This window comes from Rhizobium sp. CRRU65 (genome assembly GCF_048551595.1).
Taxonomy (GTDB): domain Bacteria; phylum Pseudomonadota; class Alphaproteobacteria; order Rhizobiales; family Rhizobiaceae; genus Rhizobium; species Rhizobium leguminosarum_J.
Genome location: NZ_JBLYZH010000022.1, coordinates 56573 through 75729 on the forward strand (window position 1 = coordinate 56573; position 19157 = coordinate 75729).

General features: G+C 60.3%; 17 protein-coding genes and 2 pseudogenes. 13 read left to right on the forward strand and 6 right to left on the reverse strand.

What is annotated here, in order from left to right; translation table 11 throughout:
• Positions 1–133 precede the first annotated feature (133 nt).
• The 7 genes from ACM5SV_RS32475 (at position 134) to ACM5SV_RS32505 (ending at position 7423) form a co-directional block, all read left to right on the forward strand.
• Positions 134–1492 carry an extracellular solute-binding protein gene (locus ACM5SV_RS32475; RefSeq protein ID WP_113546875.1) on the forward strand — a complete coding sequence of 453 codons (1359 nt, stop codon included), beginning with the start codon at positions 134–136 and terminating at the stop codon, positions 1490–1492.
• 13 nt (positions 1493–1505) lie between these two features.
• On the forward strand, positions 1506–2471 hold the full coding sequence (locus ACM5SV_RS32480) for an ABC transporter permease subunit (RefSeq protein WP_206615933.1): 966 nt from the start codon (positions 1506–1508) through the stop codon (positions 2469–2471).
• Between the two features lie 2 nt (positions 2472–2473).
• Positions 2474–3394, forward strand: coding sequence for an ABC transporter permease subunit (locus ACM5SV_RS32485; RefSeq protein WP_113546854.1), 921 nt, complete (start codon positions 2474–2476; stop codon positions 3392–3394).
• A 28-nt stretch (positions 3395–3422) separates the two neighbouring features.
• A complete protein-coding gene (locus ACM5SV_RS32490) occupies positions 3423–4151 on the forward strand; it encodes a glycerophosphodiester phosphodiesterase family protein (protein WP_113546855.1) in 729 nt (242 codons plus the stop codon).
• A 3-nt stretch (positions 4152–4154) separates the two neighbouring features.
• Complete coding sequence (locus ACM5SV_RS32495) at positions 4155–4877, forward strand: HAD family hydrolase (protein WP_128449601.1); 723 nt, start codon at positions 4155–4157, stop codon at positions 4875–4877.
• Between the two features lie 124 nt (positions 4878–5001).
• A complete protein-coding gene (locus ACM5SV_RS32500; RefSeq protein WP_128449600.1) occupies positions 5002–5730 on the forward strand; it encodes an SDR family oxidoreductase in 729 nt (242 codons plus the stop codon).
• 55 nt (positions 5731–5785) lie between these two features.
• Positions 5786–7423: an FGGY-family carbohydrate kinase gene (locus tag ACM5SV_RS32505; RefSeq protein WP_128449599.1), complete on the forward strand. Its 1638-nt coding sequence runs from the start codon at positions 5786–5788 to the stop codon at positions 7421–7423.
• 51 nt (positions 7424–7474) lie between these two features.
• On the opposite strand, the gene ACM5SV_RS32510 is transcribed toward ACM5SV_RS32505, so the two are convergent.
• Positions 7475–8086 carry a L,D-transpeptidase gene (locus ACM5SV_RS32510; RefSeq protein ID WP_128449598.1) on the reverse strand — a complete coding sequence of 204 codons (612 nt, stop codon included), beginning with the start codon at positions 8084–8086 and terminating at the stop codon, positions 7475–7477.
• A gap of 106 nt (positions 8087–8192) precedes the next feature.
• Here ACM5SV_RS32510 and ACM5SV_RS32515 point away from each other — a divergent pair, with 106 nt between their 5' ends.
• From ACM5SV_RS32515 to ACM5SV_RS32525, 3 genes are all read left to right on the forward strand, one after another.
• Positions 8193–8408: a hypothetical protein gene (locus ACM5SV_RS32515; RefSeq protein WP_245461259.1), complete on the forward strand. Its 216-nt coding sequence runs from the start codon at positions 8193–8195 to the stop codon at positions 8406–8408.
• Positions 8409–8623: 215 nt separating this feature from the next.
• Entirely contained in the window at positions 8624–9682 is a 1059-nt protein-coding gene (locus ACM5SV_RS32520; RefSeq protein ID WP_128449597.1) for an alpha/beta fold hydrolase, read from the forward strand.
• A 175-nt stretch (positions 9683–9857) separates the two neighbouring features.
• Positions 9858–10907, forward strand: coding sequence for a class I SAM-dependent methyltransferase (locus tag ACM5SV_RS32525; protein ID WP_017997123.1), 1050 nt, complete (start codon positions 9858–9860; stop codon positions 10905–10907).
• A gap of 56 nt (positions 10908–10963) precedes the next feature.
• Here the strand turns inward: ACM5SV_RS32525 and ACM5SV_RS32530 are convergent, their stop codons facing one another.
• Positions 10964–11152 (reverse strand): hypothetical protein, encoded by a 189-nt coding sequence (locus ACM5SV_RS32530; RefSeq protein WP_128407259.1) that lies wholly within the window; start codon positions 11150–11152, stop codon positions 10964–10966.
• A gap of 155 nt (positions 11153–11307) precedes the next feature.
• A complete protein-coding gene (locus tag ACM5SV_RS32535) occupies positions 11308–11523 on the reverse strand; it encodes a transcriptional regulator (RefSeq protein ID WP_171815749.1) in 216 nt (71 codons plus the stop codon).
• Between the two features lie 187 nt (positions 11524–11710).
• Here ACM5SV_RS32535 and ACM5SV_RS32540 point away from each other — a divergent pair, with 187 nt between their 5' ends.
• Together ACM5SV_RS32540 and ACM5SV_RS32545 are read left to right on the forward strand one after the other, a co-directional pair.
• Positions 11711–12601: a LysR family transcriptional regulator gene (locus ACM5SV_RS32540; protein ID WP_419425478.1), complete on the forward strand. Its 891-nt coding sequence runs from the start codon at positions 11711–11713 to the stop codon at positions 12599–12601.
• Between the two features lie 357 nt (positions 12602–12958).
• Positions 12959–13267: pseudogene (locus tag ACM5SV_RS32545) on the forward strand (IS66 family transposase zinc-finger binding domain-containing protein); the annotation flags it as partial.
• 2 nt (positions 13268–13269) lie between these two features.
• Here the strand turns inward: ACM5SV_RS32545 and ACM5SV_RS32550 are convergent.
• Both ACM5SV_RS32550 and ACM5SV_RS32555 read right to left on the reverse strand, forming a co-directional pair.
• Positions 13270–14208: a sialate O-acetylesterase gene (locus ACM5SV_RS32550; RefSeq protein ID WP_012760137.1), complete on the reverse strand. Its 939-nt coding sequence runs from the start codon at positions 14206–14208 to the stop codon at positions 13270–13272.
• A 445-nt stretch (positions 14209–14653) separates the two neighbouring features.
• The gene (locus ACM5SV_RS32555) at positions 14654–14965 is read right to left on the reverse strand and encodes a mobilization protein (RefSeq protein WP_222018396.1); all 312 of its coding nucleotides are present in this window, start codon (positions 14963–14965) and stop codon (positions 14654–14656) included.
• A 286-nt stretch (positions 14966–15251) separates the two neighbouring features.
• Here ACM5SV_RS32555 and traA point away from each other — a divergent pair, with 286 nt between their 5' ends.
• A complete protein-coding gene (gene traA, locus ACM5SV_RS32560; protein WP_419425479.1) occupies positions 15252–18539 on the forward strand; it encodes a Ti-type conjugative transfer relaxase TraA in 3288 nt (1095 codons plus the stop codon).
• Here traA and ACM5SV_RS32565 read toward each other — a convergent pair.
• Positions 18461–19152 (reverse strand): annotated as a pseudogene (locus ACM5SV_RS32565) (sugar phosphate isomerase/epimerase family protein); the annotation flags it as partial. The gene traA and the pseudogene ACM5SV_RS32565 sit on opposite strands and share 79 nt — an antisense overlap.
• Positions 19153–19157 lie beyond the last annotated feature (5 nt).

Sequence of the window (19157 nt, forward strand, 5' to 3'; positions counted from 1 at the left end):
CATACATTTGTAACACGCTATTGACATTTGTAACAAGTGGCTCCACCCTTGTTTTCATCGCCACCTTGGGAGGGGTTGATCGGCGCTGGACGTGCCGGTCGGCGAACACAACGGCAATGGAGAGGAAAGCGAAATGACGACAGAATTTTCGATGGGCGCTCGCATAGGACGGACATTCCGGTCCTTCGCGGCAGGCGCTGCTCTTATGACGCTCGGATTGGCAAATGCAGGCGACGCCAGTGCAGCCGATCGCGTCAAGATCGAGTGGTGGAACGCAGCAAACGGCCGCCTGGCCGAGATCACCAAACAGCTGATTTCGGACTTCAATGCCTCGCAGGACAAATATGAGCTCGTTGGCATCAGCAAAGGCAATTACGAGGAAACCATGGCGGCGATGGTGGCTGCCTATCGCGTCGGTCAGCAGCCCGTGCTTATCCAAGCCGCCGAGCGAGGCTTTCTGACCATGTATAATTCCGGCGCCATCATCCCGGTGCCGGAGCTTATGGAGAAGGAAGGCTACAAGATCGACTGGGGCAATTTCATCGCTCCGGTCGCGGGCTTTTATCTCGTTGACGGCAAGCCGGCGGCAATGCCCTTCAACAGCTCGACACCGATCTTCTGGTACAATGCCGATCACTTCAAGGCAGCCGGCTTCGACAAGCCGGCCGAGACCTGGCAGGAACTCGACAAGCAGTTGCACGCCATCAAGGAGAAGGGAATTTCAAAGTGCCAGATGGCGCTTGCGAACGACTTCTATTGGAGCCTGATCGAGAACTACGCCGCGATCCAGGACCAGCCTTACGGTACCAAGGCAAACGGCTTCGGTGGTCTCGATACCGAATTCATCTTCAACAAGAGCCCGCTGATCGTCGGCCAGGTGACACGCCTCAAGACGTGGCTCGACGATGGGGTCCTGCAGATCGCCGGGCAAGGCCTCTCACCCGACCAGCTGTTTACCTCTGGCAGTTGCTCGACCTATGTGGCCTCGACCGCGGCGCATGCCGCTGTTGAAAGCGGTGCGAAATTTCAATGGAGCGCGACGTTCCTGCCGCATGAGGAGGGCATCGAGCCTAAGAACAGCACCATTGGCGGCGGAGCGCTTTGGGTGTTGAAAGGCAAGTCGGACGAAGAATACGCAGGCGCTGCGGCCTTCTTGAATTTTGTCGCCTTGCCGAAGACACAAGTCTGGTGGAGCAAGCAAACCGGCTATGTCCCGGTGACGAATGCCGCCTACGAAGAGGCCAAATCCGAGGGCTATTTCAAGGAGCATCCGACCCGCGAGGTCGCCATTCTCCAACTCACGCGCGGCACGCCAACCGACAATTCGCGCGGCTTCCGCTTTGGCAATCACAACCAGTCGATGGCGCTTCTGGTCGAGGAGATCCAAGGCGTGTGGACCGGACAAAAAACGCCGCGGGAGGCACTGGATGCTGCGGCGGCCCGCGGAAACCAGATCCTTCGGCAGTATGAGCAGCTTCATGCAGCAAAGTAAGACCCTCGGAGAGATGGGGGGCGCCACCCGGCGCCTTCGCATCCCGCACGCTCTTTCGGCGGGCCGCCTGATCGCGCCGTCGTCGGATGCTGGATTGAAGTCCGCTCACTTCAACAGGCCGTGGCTCGCCTTCGGACTTGTCGCGCCGCAGCTGCTGATCCTGTTGTTCTTCTTTTTCATACCGTCTTACAAGGCACTGTCGTTGGCCTTCGTTCAGGTCGACCCGTTCGGCGGCACGCAAATCTTCGTCGGGCTGAAAAACTTCTACAATCTGTTCGCAAGTCCGGAATATCGAAGCAGTGCGCTATTCACCCTCTGGTTCACCCTCGCACAGAATGTTGCAACGCTTGTGCTTGCAGGTCTGTTTGCATTCGCAACCGATTTCGTGGTCAGGGGCAGGGGAATTTATAAAAGCATAATCCTTCTGCCCTACGCGATCGCCCCGGTGATTTCAGGCGTGATCTGGGCCTTCCTGTTCAATCCGGCGGTCGGGCCGGTCGCTCAATTTCTGCATGGGCTCGGTTTCGAATGGGACCCGAACCGGCGTCCTTTCGATGCGCAACTCCTGGTGACCATCGCGTCGGTTTGGAAGAATGTCTGCTATGACTATATCTTTCTCGTTGCCGCATTGTTGGCCGTGCCCGTTTCGCTTCTGGAGGCGGCAAAGCTCGATGGCGCAAGGCCGGTCCGGCGCTTCTTCACAATTTCGCTTCCCCTGATCTCACCGACGATCTTCTTCCTCGTGGTGATGAACTTCGTCTACGGACTGTTTGAAACCTTTGGCATTATCGACGCGGTCACGCGCGGTGGCCCGGCAGGCGCAACGAACAGCCTGGTCTACAAGGTTTACCAGGATGGTTTCGTGCAACTGGACCTCGGGTCGTCGGCCGCGCAATCCGTGCTGCTGATGTTCATTGCCATCCTGTTCACCATCGTTCAATTCCGCGCCCTCGAGCGCAAGGTCAATTACCAGGTGTAATCATGCCCGAACGTCATCTCGGTCTTTCGATCTTCTGCCACGCCATACTGCTGATTGGCGCGATCTTTGTCTGCCTTCCTCTCTATTTCGCTTTCGTCGCCGGCTCATTGACGTTGCAGGAGGTTCAGCAGGCACCGTTCCCGGTCATCCCAGGCCCGCATTTTCTCGAAAACCTTGCCGGCGCCTGGGAGCAGGGCGAGTTCTCCCGGTTGTTTTTGAATTCGATCATCGTCACCGCCGGCATCGTGATTGGAAAGCTGGCGATCTCATTGATTGCAGCATTTGGCGTGACCTATTTTCGCTTCCCGTTTCGCATGACGGCATTCTGGCTCATTTTCGTATCGCTGATGCTTCCAGTCGAAGTCCGCATCATCCCGACCTATGAAGCGGTCGCCGATGCCGCCGGGCCGCTGCGCTGGTTGGCGGGGTCGATCGGTCTTTCCGGTGTCGTTGAAGGGCTCACCGGATACAGTATCGAAGCATCCTTGAAGTGGAACATGGTCAACAGCTACGCCGGCCTGATCCTGCCGCTCATCGCCTCTGCCTCCGCGACCTTCCTTTTCCGGCAATTCTTCCTGACCGTTCCCGATGAACTTTGCGAGGCGGCCAAGCTCGATGGAGCCGGCCCGCTGAAATTCTTCAAGGACATTCTCCTTCCACTCTCGAGCGCCAATATCGCGGCCCTGTCGATCATCCTGTTTCTCTATGGCTGGAACCAGTATTTGTGGCCGCTGCTTTTCACCACGGACAAGGAGATGGGAACTGCGGTCCTTGGGCTGAAGCAGCTCGTTCCCGTCTCGGACTCAGCACCTGCCTGGAACATCGCGATGAGTGCGGCACTTCTCGTCATGCTTCCGCCTGCGGCCGTTATTCTCTTCATGCAGCGATGGTTCACCAAGGGACTGGTGGACTCCGGAAAGTAACATCCCGAATTTCAAGGATAATCAGACAATGGTGCATATCATCGGCCACCGCGGTGGTCGCAATCTCTGGCCCGAGAACAGTCTTTCGGGCTTTCGTAAACTCGCGCAAATGCCGGTAGACGGTGTCGAATTCGACATCCATCTGACGCGCTCGGGGGAAGTGCTTGTCATTCACGACCCGACGCTGGAGCGAACGACAGACGCCGACGGGCTGGTCGCAGACCTTCACCCCGGCGAAAATCGCACGGTGCGGCTCAAAGGGAGCGACGGGGAGACCATTCCCACATTGGAGGAGGTCCTCGCCGTCTTCAAGGACACGCCGCTCGAGCTTCATATCGAATTGAAAACCAATGCCGACGGAACGCCGTATGAGGGGCTTGCCGCCAAGGCAGCCGCCGCGGTCGACCGTCTTGCTTTGGCGAAGCGGTCAATTCTCACCAGCTTTCATCCGGACGTGCTCGTCGACATACGCAAGGTTGCTCCGCATATCCGCACCTTGTCGTCGTTCGATTCCAAATCGGCCGAGCGTCTCGGTCTGATCAACAGTCTGAAGTTACTCAACGAATGCTCCGATATCATCGCCGTCGAGAAGTCGCTGCTTACGGCACAATGGGAGCAGATTACCGAACTCGTGCCGGTCGACCGTCTTGGAGCCTGGGTCCCAAACGACATCGGAGATCTCGAATACTGGCTTGCCAAACCGATCCGGCAGATCACCACGGATCGGCCGGATCTCGCATTGCAGGCGCGGAGGTGAGAGATGCTCGATAACCGCGTCGATTGCCCCGGTATGCCGGACCACCAAGGCTTGGAAAGCATTGATCTCGTGATCTTCGATTGCGACGGCGTGCTGATCGATAGCGAGCCGATCGCCAGCCGCACATTGGCGGAAACTCTGCAAGGTGCCGGCATTGCGATCACCGCCACAGAGGCTCATCTCAAATTTACCGGCAATTCAGAAAGCATCATCGGCGAGATGTGCCGGCGCGATTACGGGATTATCGATATCCCCGAGCTGTTTGAAACATGGCACCAGCGTCTATTCGAAGAGTTTTCACGCTCGCTGCTGCCGATCCCCGGCATTGCCGATGTCGTCTACGGACTTCAGCGACCAAAATGCGTTGCGTCAAACAGCACGATGCAGCGGCTCCGCAACAGCTTGGGCATATTGGATCTGTGGAGCGCATTTGGAGACGAGGTCTTCAGTGCCGAAGCCGTCGCCCGGCCGAAGCCCGCGCCCGATCTCTTGCTGCACTGCGCGGAGCGTTTTCGAGCCCGTCCCTCCAGATGCGTCATGATCGACGATAGCAGTCATGGCGTGGCGGCAGCCGTTTCCGCAGGAATGACGGCCGTCGGATTTGTCGACCCGGCCGATCCGAGACCTGACCGGCATACGGCATTGGTGACAGCCGGTGCATTTGCCGTTGCCATGGGGGCGGAGCAGCTTGTCGCCATCCTGGAGGATATCGGAGGCACGCTGTGAGGGTCTCCGGCGCAAAAGGCCTTTCATTCCCGGTCTCAGCCAATGTGGTCTGGTTCGGGCATAAACCCTGCTCTCGTGGCAGCCATGGACGCGTCCCATCCCGCTTCTGCAAGGAATATTCCTCGTGACTGATCTCATGAAAGGTAAGGTTGCCGCCATTACGGGTGCCGCATCGGGCATCGGTTTGGAATGTGCGCGCAGCCTCCACGCCGCAGGTGTAACGGTCGTGCTCATCGACCGCGCCAAGGACAAGCTCGAAGCTCTTTGCAAGGAGATCGGCAGAGGCGCTCTGCCGCTCGTCATCGATCTTCTCGATGGAAAGCAGGTCTCGGGCATATTGCCTCGCATTCTTGACGTGGCCGGCGGGCTCGACATCCTCCACGCCAATGCAGGCGCCTATATTGGCGGTCCCGTTGTCGATGGCGATCCGGATGCCTGGGACCGCATGCTCAATCTCAACATCAACGCGGCCTTCCGCTCGGTCCATGCGGTGCTGCCGCACATGGTTGCCCAGAAGTCCGGCGACATCCTGTTTACGAGCTCGATCGCAGGCGTCGTGCCGGTCGCGTGGGAGCCGATCTACACAGCCTCGAAATTCGCAGTTCAGGCCTTCGTCCATTCCACGCGCCGGCAAGTGGCGCAGCACGGCGTGCGCGTCGGTGCGGTGCTGCCAGGACCTGTCGTCACGGCCTTGCTCGACGACTGGCCGAAGGCGAAAATGGAGGAAGCGCTGGCCAATGGCAGCCTGATGCAGCCGAAAGAAGTGGCCGACGCCGTCCTTTTCATGCTGTCGCGACCGCGTAATGTGACTGTCCGCGATCTTGTGATTCTGTCGAATAGCGTGGATCTGTAAACACCGGCCCCAGACTGCAGTTAGCCTGATCCTTGCCGACTTCAAAGGAGAGACCATGAGCGACACATCTCGCACGCCAGAAGCAGATGCCAAACATGTCATCGGCGTCGACGTCGGCACCGGCAGCGCCCGTGCCGGCCTGTTCGACCTGACCGGCCGGATGCTTGCCTCCGCCAAGCGGAATATCACCCTGTTTCACGAACCGGGTTCAATGGTTGAGCAATCGAGCGCCGAGATCTGGGCGGCGGTTTGTGCGGCAGTGCGCGAAGTGGTTTCCTCGGCCGGGGTCGATCCGGCGTCCGTCATGGGGCTTGGGTTCGATGCCACCTGTTCGCTCGTCGTTCTCGGCGAAGGCGGCAAGCCGCTTCCCGTCGGGCCCTCGGAAGATCCGAAGCGGAACATCATCGTCTGGATGGACCACCGCGCCGTCCCGCAGGCGGAGCGCATCAATGCGCTCGGCCATGACGTCCTGCGTTACGTCGGCGGCCGTATCTCGCCTGAGATGGAAACGCCCAAGCTTCTCTGGCTGAGGGAAAATCGCCCTGAGGTTTTTGATGCCGCGTGGCAATTCTTCGACCTTGCAGATTTCCTGACCTGGCGCGCGACCGGCGATCTGTCGCGTTCGACCTGCACGGTCACCTGCAAGTGGACCTATCTCGCCCATGAAAAGCGCTGGGATGGCGATTATTTTCATCAGATCGGCCTCGGCACGCTCGCCGACGAAGAGTTTGCCCGCATCGGGCAGGCTATCGTCGAGCCCGGTTCGGCCCTCGGTCGAGGACTGACCACGGCTGCGGCCGGCGAGCTCGGCCTGAAGCCGGAAACGCCCGTCGCTGCCGGACTGATCGACGCCCATGCGGGCGGAATAGGAACCGTTGGCATCGGTACCGATCCACAAGCCAATCTGGCCTATGTTTTCGGCACTTCCTCCTGCACGATGACATCGACAGCTGAACCGTCGTTCGTGCCCGGTGTCTGGGGGCCTTATTATTCGGCCATGGTGCCGGGACTATGGCTGAACGAGGGTGGCCAGAGTGCCGCCGGCGCGGCGATCGACCAACTGCTCGCCTTCCATCCGGCTGCCGCGGAAGCGAGGGAGCTTTCGAAGAAGTCGGGCGTTCCGTTGCCGGTTCTGCTCGCAGATATGGCCGCCCGAAAGGCGGGCCGTTCTTCCGACGCCGTCACGCTTGCGGCCGGACTGCACGTCGTTCCCGAGTTCCTCGGCAACCGCGCGCCCTTTGCCGATCCGCATGCCCGCGCAATCATTGCCGGTCTCGGGATGGAGGACGATATCGGCAGCCTGGTCTCACTTTACATCGCAGGGCTTTGCGGTATCGGCTACGGCCTCAGGCAGATCATCGAGACGCAGGCCGATGCGGGCGTTACCATCGAAAACATCGTCATCAGCGGTGGCGCCGGCCAGCACGATTTCGTTCGCCAGCTGCTTGCCGATGCGAGCGGTAAGCCGGTCATCGCGACAAAGGCCGAGGAACCGGTGCTCCTGGGGGCCGCCATCCTGGGCGCTGTCGCCGGCGGTCTGTTTGCGGATGTACGCGAAGCGATGACGACACTCTCGGTGGTCGAAACGACATTCCTGCCATCAGAAGGGCCGATCCCTCATATTCATGACAAGCGTTACGAAGGGTTCAAGGAACTTCAGGCTCTGGCGCGCAAGCTGCGTATCGACGGTTAAATATCCCTACGTCAATCCGCAGAGGTCCATCAGCGATCGATCGGCTGACAGCTAGCGCCGAACGATGACCTTCGTTCCCGGCTGCACGATCTCGTAAAGCTCTTCGACATCTTGACGGTACATTCGAAAGCACCCGCTGGACGCGTTGGTGCCGATAGACGAGGGGTCGTTGGTGCCGTGGATGCGCAACAGGCCATCGGCGAGATAGATCGCGCGGGTTCCAAGCGGATTGGCGGGACCGGGCTTCACGACCGCTGGAAGCCGAGGGTTCTTCTGCCGCATGCCGGCCGTGGGTCGCCATTCGGGATGGGCTCGCTTCGACACGACCCGCGTAGATCCATACCATTGCTTGCCCTCGCGGCCGACCGCGATGGGGTAAGCGAACTGCTCGCCCCAAGGGGTGGTGTAAATGAGCGCATGCTTGCTCGTCACGATTTCGATGGTTCCTTTCGCACGCCCCGTCGGCGATTGCCTGCGATCATGCAGGGGCTCTTGATAGGGAGGCGCTGGATCGTAATCGAGTGGTGGCGGATAGGGGCTGTATGGATCATCGTAACCGTATCCGTCAAACTCGTCATATCCATCATACGGCCCATTGATCTGGGCTTGAGTCTGAAAGACCGTCAGCAAAAAGGCCACAGCCACGAGAGCCAGCAATCTCATCTTGTCGCCATCCGCTTGTTGAACAAGCTTGATTGGGCTGAATTCTGTGGCGGCACTATGACTGGTCGCGGCAAGATCTTGAAAAGCTATCGCGCCGCACCAGGTGATGGCTGGCCTCCGTCCCTGGGAATTCCAAGGTCGCGTGCACGCCGGCACCGTCATCGGTTGGGTTCACAAACCCGCTGCCTTCATCATCGAAAAGCGGCTCGGTCGCGGTAAACTTGTTGCGACGATCTTCCGCCTCCATCAGGAAGCACCGGATGTCGACCCGCTTGCCACCGCACTTTACGATGGCCTCCTCGCTCTTACCACAAGACCGTGAGCTCAGCGACAGCCAACGGAGGTCGCGAGAACTTTGCTTCGTGCTCAAGCGCTAGCGGGAGGGGCTCAGATCGCCGGTCGGGTATATTGCCCGAAGCGGGCGAAATTTACGGAAAGACCTCGTAGCGAGCCTCCCAGGCTGCACTGTCTTCCAGGAGAATCATCCCGTAGGAGATAGGTCTGTTATGCGATCGTCGGCTGCGATATTCTCGACCGATGAAACTCAGTCAGACTATAAGGTTCGCTACCGCCGAGGACGGCACCCGTATTGCCATGGCGTCTTGCGGGCAGGGTCAGGTGATCCTGCGGGCGGCGCACTGGCTGAGCCATGTCGATTATGATCTCGAAAGCCCGGTGTGGCGACCGTGGCTCCAGGCACTGTCCGCCCACAACCGGTTTGTGCGCTACGATCCGCGCGGCTGCGGCCTGTCGGACCGGCATGTCTTTGACCTCTCGGTCGAAGCGTGGCACGCCGACCTTGCTGCCGTGGCGGCGTCGATCGAGGAGCCGCGCTTCGTTCTCCTCGGTCTTTCGCAGGGCGGCGCGCTCGCTATCGCATATGCCCTCAAATATCCCGAGCGAGTATCGCATCTGGTGCTTTTGAACGCCTATGGTCAGGGTGCCCGCGCCAGAGCTCAGACCGAGGCGGAGCGGCTGGAAGCCGAGACCCTTGTCAATTTCGTTCGCGTCGGCTGGGGACGCGATAATCCGGCGTTTTGCCGGTTCTTCACCAATCTCTTTATCCCCGACGGCACGCCTGAACAGCATCGCTGGTGGGGCGATCTCGAGCGGCAAACGGCAACGGCCGACGTCGCCGCACAACTGCTTTGGCAGATGCAGGGGATCGACGTGCTGGACCTTGCGGCGATGCTGCGCGTCCCGACGTTGATCGCACACAGCCGCGGTGATATGCGCGTGCCGTTTGACCAGGGTTGCAAGCTCGCCGCCGCGATTCCGGGCGCGAGCTTCGTACCGCTTGAGAGCAAGAACCATGTGCTCTTGCCGGACGAGCCCGCGTGGAATGTGTTTCAAACGGAACTTGCTGCCTTTCTCGGGCAGGATCGGTCGGTGCGGCCGCGTGCGGTCAGTGAGGCCGGTCTGACACCCGCCGAGGGCGCCCTTCTCGACCTCGTTGCGGAGGGGCTAGACAACCGCGCGATCGCAGAACGGCTTGGCAAGAGTGCAAAGACCGTGCGAAACCAGCTGTCGGTGATATTTAGCAAACTCGGCGTGCATAGCCGCTCGCAAGCGATTGTCGTCGCGCTCTCCCGATAGCCCGCTTCTGCAGGTGGATAGACACCTCCTCCGATGCCGATGGGACATGTGTCCCTCCAAGGAGCGGGATTTCTTCGCAGACGCGGGACAACCGCCTCATGCCCGCCGAGACGGCAAGCTTCATCCTCGGCGTCACGGATGGCAGGACGCCATCCGAGCACCGGGAGGAATTCACGTGACGGAAATAAACGAAACAACGCTCAATGAACTCGTGGGCCGCGTCCTTGGCGACCTTGGCGGAGCGGTCAGCGTACCTCTGGTCCGGATCGGGGATGCTCTTGGGCTGTACAGGACGCTGAAGGAGACCGGGCCGGTGAAGGCCGACGAACTTGCCGATGCCTCGGGATGCGCACCTCGTTATGTGCGCGAGTGGCTGGCGGCACAGGCTGCCTCCGGTTATGTGCACCATGAGCGAGGATTGTTCTCGCTGACGCCCGAACAGGCCTTCGTGTTTGCCGAGCCGGACAGCCCGGTCAATCTGATCGGCGCGTTCGATACCGCTGCTGCGATGGTCGAAAACCAGCCGAAGGTGCAGTCCGCTTTCAAAACCGGCCGAGGCGTTGCCTGGGGCGATCAGGCTGGCTGCATGTTCTGCGCCGTCGCGCGGCTGTTTCGCCCAGGTTATGTCAATGCCCTTGTGCAGGACTGGCTGCCGGCGCTTGACGGTGTCCTCGACAGGTTGAAAGCCGGTGCGAAGGTGGCGGACGTTGGATGTGGGCACGGGCTATCGACGATCCTGATGGCGCAGGCGTTTCCCAATTCCCGGTTCGTGGGCTACGACTTCCATCCGGGCTCGATTGCCGCTGCAACCGCGCACGCCCAGGCACACGGGTTGACGAACCTGCACTTCGAAGTCGGCAGGGCGCAGGATTTCGACGGGCGAGATTTCGATTTGATCACCTGCTTCGACTGCTTGCACGACATGGGCGACCCGAAAGCCGCTGCGGCTCATATCCGAAAGGCGTTAAAGGAGGGCGGTGCGTGGATGGTGGTCGAACCAATGGCCGGAGATACGCTGGAGGAGAATATCAATCCGGTTGGACGGCTCTATTACTCCGCCTCGACGATGATCTGCGTTCCGACCTCGCTTGCGCAGGAGACAGGGCTGGCACTCGGTGCGCAAGCGGGAGAGCGGCGATTGGCCGAGGTGATCCGCTCAGGCGGTTTCACTCATATCCGGCGTGCAGCCCAGACGCCCCTCAACATGATCCTCGAGGCCACCTGACAGGTCGCGCCTTCTATTGGAAATGTCGCGCCACATTCCAGGCCTCGTCAGGAAAGTCAACGAGTGAGGTGGCTGGCTTGCAGGAGCACGCCAGCCACCTCAACTTCAGCGACGGCGGTAAACCGTGCATCTGATTGCCGGTCTGTTCGAAGTATTCGCTGAGCCCGTTCGATGCCCTGAACGATGCCGACGCGACGGTCCTGCTCGAAAAACACTCGATCGCTCCGGATGAGACGTTCTGTCAATGCGCCCAGCCTCCTGAAACTGCGAGACGCCATTTTATCGGCCAAGGACGCACGACTTCGGGACGTCTTGCAGGAGATCATGGGCACACAAAACGCGTGAAGAGCGGATTCGAACCGCACTATAAGTTCGACCAGCGCTGTGGACTTGCCGTGCGTCATTCCATTGCCTTCAACCGAATTCCGGGACCACCGACCCCAGAGTAATCGCCATCGAGGAATATAACCCCTGCTTCTTCTAAAACTGTCCGAATGGCTGCGATTGTCCTCGGCTTCAGATCCTCGCCGCGCTCAAATCTCACGATCGTATTTGTTGAGACAGCGGCTGCATCGGCGAGTTGTTTCACGCCCATCTCCAGCGCGGTTCGCGCCATCTTACACTGAATAGGCAACAAAATCGCTTCCCCATATCGAATTCGCCTTGACATGGCGATTTTTGCGTCGTATCCACACTTTGCGGGGGCTACCTCCCGCGCGAGCTGATTCTATCAACGGCGACTATAGCCTAGCTCAGTGCTGAAGCGCGAGGGCGGCGTGAGACGTCGTCGGGACAGGGCATTCATGGAACTACGCCAGCTCTCCTACTTCGTCGCGGTGGCCGAGGAACTGCACTTCGGCCGGGCGGCCGCCAAGGTGCGCATCGCCCAGCCGGCGCTCTCCAACCATGTGCAGGCGCTTGAACGGGAGCTCGGCTGCGCGCTGTTCATCCGCTCGACCAGACGGGTGGAACTGACGCGGGCAGGGGAGATCTTCCACGAGCGCTGCGTCGGGATCCTCAGCGAGGTCGATCTGTCCGCCGAGATCACCAGGGCGGTGGCCGGCAAGACGATAAGGCAGATCAGGATCGGCACCGTCTATCCGGCGACCACCGGCGTGCTGCCGGCGTTCCTTGGAAAGATCGCCCGCAAGTACCCGGATATCCGCATTCATATATCAAGCGGCAATACCGGCGACATCATCCGCGGCCTGGAAAACGGCCAGATCAATCTCGGCTTCATCAGACCGGTGGAAAACATCGGCTCGTTGCGCTTCTCCTCGATCGCCCATGAGCGGTATCTGTTGGCGGTGGCCAGGAGCAACCCACTGGCGGAGAGGGCGGAGATTGGTATCGACGATCTACGTTCGGAAAGGATCATCGCCTTCAACCGCAAGAACCTCTCCTATACCGAGCGGTACTTCAACGAGAAGTTCGAGGAATACGATCTGACCCGCAACATCGCTTACAGCTGCGACGACACCTATTCGCTGGTGTCGCTGGTCTCTGCCGGCCTTGGCATCGGCTTTGCGCCGGAATGGACCGAGGGCCTGCCGAACCGGGCCTTCGAGCTGAAGGCGGTGAGAGGCATCGACTTCAGGATCGGGCTTGGTGTTGCCTGGAGCAAGGACGACCCAACCGCCTCGCGCGACGACATTGTCGATATCGCCCGCTCACTGGCACGGCCGGGCAGGTGAGGCGAGGGAGCCCACGGGTCCGCCCAAAGCGGAACGGCTTGCCGGGGGCAGTCGGTCCCGGGTTCCGCTCGTTCCCGAGCGGCGCTCCGCTAACCCTCCTGCGGCTGCCCTTTTAACCGGTCAAGCCGTGCGCGAACTGGCGCCGGCGCGGACGCGCCTTCGCCTGGTATGCTCATTGTTTGGAGGAGCGTCCTTGCCGAGGCAGGCACGATCTCAAGAACAAGAAGTGCTGACAGTCGCAAGTTCGGCATTTGATTCACGACGTACACGCGATAGCACATCGAGCGGTCCGTCTTCTGCTCCCACATTGTTCTCGCCGCCCTGATCTGTGATCGCCTTTCCATGGACAAGCGAAGGGATCTCGCGGTGGAAGACCTTGAGACAGCTATCGCGACCGTTCATGCAGAGCCGAGGCCGATAGCCCTTCAGGCAAGCAGCACCCCAAAACACGCGCCGCCAATTGCGGCCCGTCCATCTTCCTCGTATCGAGGAGATCATCGAGCCGGAAAGCCCCCATCTGCTCTGCGGCGGAGGCTTGCATGGCTTGGCGAGGACGTGTCCGAACGGTTGGGCGTCGTTCCAGCGCAGTGCACGCGTCCTCGTCACCGCCGTCCCAAATACGCCTGCCGGGCCTGTACCGACAGCGTTGTTCAGGCTCCAACGCCTGACTATTGCGAGGTTTCCAGATGGCGATCGCCGCGCAGAAGATTCAGCCAGGCCCGGGCCGCTTTCTCCCCGCCTGTGCCCCCGAAATGGCAATCGTCGTAGCGGTCGTCTCCATCGAGTAACGCATCAGAATTTACCCCCTCTCGGATACCATGGCTGCTTTTTGACAGGGCCAGTTGCGCCCGTACGATCGCATTGTCTGGAATATGCTCCTTGAAGCCGCCGTTGCTCGGTTCGAGGCATTTCGATGCAATCGAAATGTAAACGGGTGCTTCGACGCCGTGCTGACGCAACGTGTCAACCATCGACATGAAACGTTCCTGGTAGGCCTTCGCAGTGGTGCCCATAACGAGGTCCGCCTCTCCTTGCACCCAGAGGACGTTCGTTATCCGGTAACCGGAACCCTGAAGCTGTTTCACTGTATCGACTAGCACGGGATTGAAGTCACCACCTGCCGCCCATCGTGCGACCTCAGATCCGGAATATGCGAGAGGTGCGAGGATGACGTTGTCATTTTGACCCGATGCTATCAAATTGTTCCCAAGAAGCGTCCAATACTCTCCCCTCGTATTGGTCGATCCAAGAAGTGGCGACGCCGCGATGAAGCAGCGTTTGTCAAAGGCGTTTACAACGCGAGCGCCATAATTCGAGCGGTGCCGTTGTCCACCGTAGTTGGCCGCGTTCGATTGGCCAAGAATGAGTAAGACAGCAGTTCGGTCAGTCTGAGGCGGGCAGGCCACAAGCGTTTTTGATTCATCCCCGATCAGTCGTTCGTTGTCGTCGAACGTATAACGGCTTGGAGCCGCCGCCTTCTCTCCGCCAACCATTTTCTTCAGCGCGGAAAGTTGTGGCCAAGGAAAGATCTCATGTCTCGCGCTCATGCCGCCCAGAACATACATGGCGATCAAGGCGGCCAAGCCGACTGCCATTGTTTTGAGCATGTCGTTGCCTTTTGAATGTCAACCGATGATTTGGAGCCTCCGGCGGGCCGAGCTATCCTAGCGTGGACATTGGCCCGAATGAAGGCATGTCTGTATCCCCGCAATATGTTCCTCGCAATCACTACCGGCCACCTGATAATCGGGGCATCGACATCGTCGCCGAGTGATCGAGCCAGCCTGTGCTTTTCCTGACCGCTCACCACAAGCATCAGCGGAGGGAAGTCTTCGCTTTATCCCGACTCTTTGCATTGTTCGTTTCCAACACGGTTCGGCGACTTGGCAATTCATCAGGGAGGTTCTGACTGGAGTCGGCAACATTGCTAGAACCTCCCTGACGTCCTTTCAACAAGCATCAGGACAATCTAGGCCCGATTGTGCCGAGGGAAAGCCGGACCTAAGTCGGACTAGCGACCCTAGGTCTCACTGTTCATCTCGTTGGCATGGATCATGATGTTGCACTCCCGTTGCCGATATCGCCGATAGTCGGCTCATTTGCCTGCGGCTTCAGCAGATCGTCGAACAGATCCCGGTCGCCATCGCGGGTGAGGAACTTTGGCAGTTCGGATCTGAGCCAGGCTGCCAGTCCTCCGCCGATCTGCACATCGCGGTCATTCTCCAGCCGATGCAGCACCAGTGCGCCGATCAACACCTTGCGGCGCGTGTCGATGGCGCGCTCCTGCTTGCCGAGACGGATCTGCAATGTCTGTCGCTGGGCTTCCAGCTGGGCCAACCGTTCGCCGATGGTTTTGCGCGCCATGATGATTTCTCCCTTGTTCCTGTTCAGCCATTGGCCGCGGCGATGAACGGATGATCACAGCCGCCGGCGTGCCTGGATCGAAGTTGTCTCGAAGAGCGGCGCTTCGAAACCCGCAAATCTGCGCGTGGAAGCGACCGGCTGAACGGCTTACGAGGTCATCGGGAGATTGCCGCGTGCTCCCACCAGTGCCCGAAGGAGCCAAGCGACGAAGGCACAAGGGCGCACTTACGAGTTGCCGGGCAACTCAAAGCGCGGGCCGGCGGCCCGCTAACCAAGGGGACAAGCGATGGCGATCTATCATCTCAGCATGAAGCCGATCGCCCGCAGCGGTGGCCGCAGCGCTGTCGCGTCCGCCGCCTATCGTGCCGCCGAGCGGCTGACGAACGAGCGTGATGGGCTAACCCATGATTTTAGCAACAGGAAAGGTGTCGAGCATGCCGAGATCGTCTTGCCGACTGGGTCTTCCGCCTATTGGGCGATGAAGCGATCGGCCTTGTGGAATGCCGCCGAGCGTGCCGAGAAGCGAAGTGACGCCCGGATTGCCCGGGAATTCGAAATCGCCCTGCCACACGAACTGACGCCGGATCAACGCCTAGCGCTGACGCGTGCGTTTGCCGAAGATCTCGCCAACCGCTATGGCGCTGCCGTCGACTTCGCGATCCATCGGCCAGGTGAGGGAAGCGATATCAGAAACAGCCACGCGCATCTGATGATGACGACGCGTGAGGTGAGGGAAACCGGTCTTGGCGACAAGACGCTGCTTGAGCGGGAGAATAGATGGCTTCTCGCCAATCACCTGCCGCCATCGCAACTGCAGCTGAAGGATCTCAGACAGGCCTGGGAGCATCTTGCCAACACGCACCTTGAGAGGGCCGGCCTCGATATCCGCATCGATCATCGTTCGCATCTGGAGGCCGGGACCACGATCGAGCCGACCGAACATGTCGGTGTGCATGCCACTCAGATCAATCGGCAGGGTGGGGCAGTCTCGCGCGCGCGCATCTCACCGCAATCGGCCGATCGCAATGCCGAGACCATCCGGAGGCGCCCCGAAGAGATATTGAAGCTGATTACCAACGAGAAGAGCGTCTTCAACCGCTATGACATTGCCAGGGCTCTGCATCGATATATCAACGACGATGCGCAGACCTTCCAGAATGCTTTTGCCGCGGTCATGGCGTCGAAGGCACTTGTCGAGCTCAGACCCGACAGTTCAAGCCTTCGCGGCCGTGACGGAGAGGCACGCTATTCGACGGTCGAGATGGTGGCGATCGAGGGTGCGATGGCAACATCCACTGTTGCGATGAAGACGCGCCAAAACCACGCTGTGGCGAAGCGCAATGTCGATGCTGCTATCGCCGATCAGGACAGATCGATCCAGGCGGGAAATCCTTCACCGGGGCAGGGGCTGTCGGCTGAACAGCGCCAGGCGATCGAGCATGTCACAGGGCCAGCTCAGATCGCTGTCGTGATCGGCTTTGCCGGTGCCGGCAAGAGCACGATGCTGGCGGCTGCCCGCCAGGCCTGGGAAGCGCAGGGCTATCGCGTTCATGGCGCGGCATTGGCCGGCAAGGCCGCGGAAGGCCTGGAGCAATCGTCCGGGATCGCCAGCCGCACCTTGGCGTCGTGGGAATACAGCTGGCAAGCCGATCGCGGTCGGCTGAATGCTCGTGACGTGTTCGTTATCGACGAGGGTGGCATGGTCGGAAGTCGTCAGCTCGCCCGCTTTGTCGACGAGGTCAGACGGGCCGGCGCCAAGCTCGTCCTGGTCGGAGATCATGAACAGCTTCAGGCGATCGGAGCGGGCGCGCCGTTTCGGGCGATTGCCGAAGCCGTCGGCCATGCGCAATTGTCGGAAGTGCGCCGGCAAAGAACCGATTGGCAAAAGCAGGCTTCGATCGACTTCGCCTCGCATCGGACTGCCGACGGGCTTGCTGCCTATGAGGCACATGGCAACATCCAGCTGAAAGCAAACCGCGACGACGTGCTGAAGGCGATCATTGCCGATTACGTCGCTGACCGATCGGCACATCCCAACGACACGCGCATTGCGATGGCCCATCGACGCGACGACGTGCGTGCCATCAATGCCGGCATTCGCGCTCGGTTGCAGGATCGCGGTGAGCTGGCAAAATCCGGCAACCCGCCTGGTGATAAAGGTGAGGAACTCACCTACCAGACCAACAATGGGAAGCGATCCTTCGCACGCGGCGACCGCATCGTCTTCCTGGAGAATAATCGCGATCTCGGCGTCAAGAATGGCATGCTGGGCGAGGTGATCGCCGTCCAACCGGACGCAATACAGGTTCGGCTTGACGGCAAGGCGCAGACGCAAGATGGGCAACGCCAGGTGATCATTCCGGTGAACAGTTACCAGGCCTTTGATCACGGCTACGCGACGACGATCCACAAGACGCAAGGTGCCACCGTCGACCGGAGTTTTGTCCTGGCGTCGACGACGATGGACCGACATCTGACCTATGTGGCGATGACCCGTCATCGCGAGACGGTGCAGCTCTATGCCGGGCTCGATGCATTCAAGACGGAGCGCGCCCTGACGGAGGCACTGAGCCGCTCGGGCGTGAAGGAGACGACGCTTGACTATACCCATGACTTTGCCAATCGGCGCGGCATGGAGGATCGCCGGGGGCAGGGCGAGAGTGATGTCGCACCGGCTGCAATCATCAAGGAGGCCCAGCGCGTTGCCGCCACTGCGGTTCCCAAGCCAATGCAAGAACCGCGGCCGCTCGCAGCGTGCAGCATCGCCGATGGCGGCTCTTCGCACCAGGACCCCAATGTCGATGAACGTGACGATGAACGCCGCGTCCTCGTTGCGGCGGTGAAGATCTATGCGATGAGCGTCGAAGAGATCGGACGGTCAAGGGCGATGCTGGCATTCGACCGAGATTGGGAGGCGGCAAAGCAGCTTGCATCGCAGGTGTTCAAAGACGCGCCAGCGGCCATGGACGTGTTGCGCGGCCGCATCCTGGATGAGAACGCAGATCCGGTTGCGCTCGCCAGTCAACTCAGCGCTTCGCCCGAAACGATCGGCGCGCTCGCCGGCAAGACCGGCCTGTTCGGAGACAACGCCGAACGCAAGCACGCGCTTTCGCGGATCGATGCGCTGGCTTCACATGTTCGCCAATCCGCCAACACCTGGCAGCGTCGCCTTGCGGCTGAATGCGGCTCGGAGCGCTGGAAGCGGGAAAAGCAGGACGGGGTCGAGGTTCTGGGGCCGAGCCGCCGGAGCGAAGCGCTGCTGCGCCAGCTCGACGATCTGCCTTATACGGACAAGGCAAAGTTCGTCGAGCAGCTGGCGGCGACACCGGAGGGCCGTCAGGCGCTTGCCGAGGCAAAGGACATCGTGACTGCGATCGAAACGCGCTTCGGTCGCGCCGATCCCTCAGATCTCGCGGAGCAGCTGAAGCGAGTGGGGCCCGATCAGGTTGAGGACGTCGAGCGGATCCGCCAGGTTGCTCGTCTTGCCGACCGCGGTCATCGTGCGGAGCTCACCCAGCAGATGGAGTTGAAGCGGTCGCTTTCGCGGGGCAAGAGCTTGGGGCTTGGGATGTAGATGTTTGGGTCGGACCAGGGATTTCGAGGAGGCTCAGGCTGGCGATAGACCGCTTCCGGTGTCTCGGAAAAGTCGCGCCAGACCTTGTCGCGGCGGCGAGCTCCTTGAGGCCTCGACCAAAGGCCTCGATTGTCAGCCACCCGTCGCAGCCGCTCGCGCGTCGCGCCTTGAACCTCTCTGCCCAGGGAATGTTGCCGCCGGGTAAGCGGCGGTCGTTCTCCAAAATGTAGACATGCACGATGCGGTCACTGTTTCGCGTGAACGCGCCGATTGGATCTGTCTCTTCGATTTTGCTGTGGAACGTGTCGTACATGGCGCAGATATGCGGATGTCCGACCGCATCGATATGGGCCGCAAGATCGTCCATCGTGTTGAACAGAGCATTCGAGGCGATTCAGCGCCTCAAGCCCGATCATTACGCTGTGCTTTGCTGCATGATCGCCGATCGCGTGTTGTGAGGAAACCGAGCGCTTGAGTTCCGCCGCGCTCGGCCGGCTTCCCGAATTTTGCCGAGCGTCGAATGCCGCGGGCCGCTCAGCATCGTCGTGCCGAGCGCGTCGCTGCAGTCGATGGCCCATTTCACGTAGTCGATGCCGCGTCTGCGGTGCGCTCGCTCAG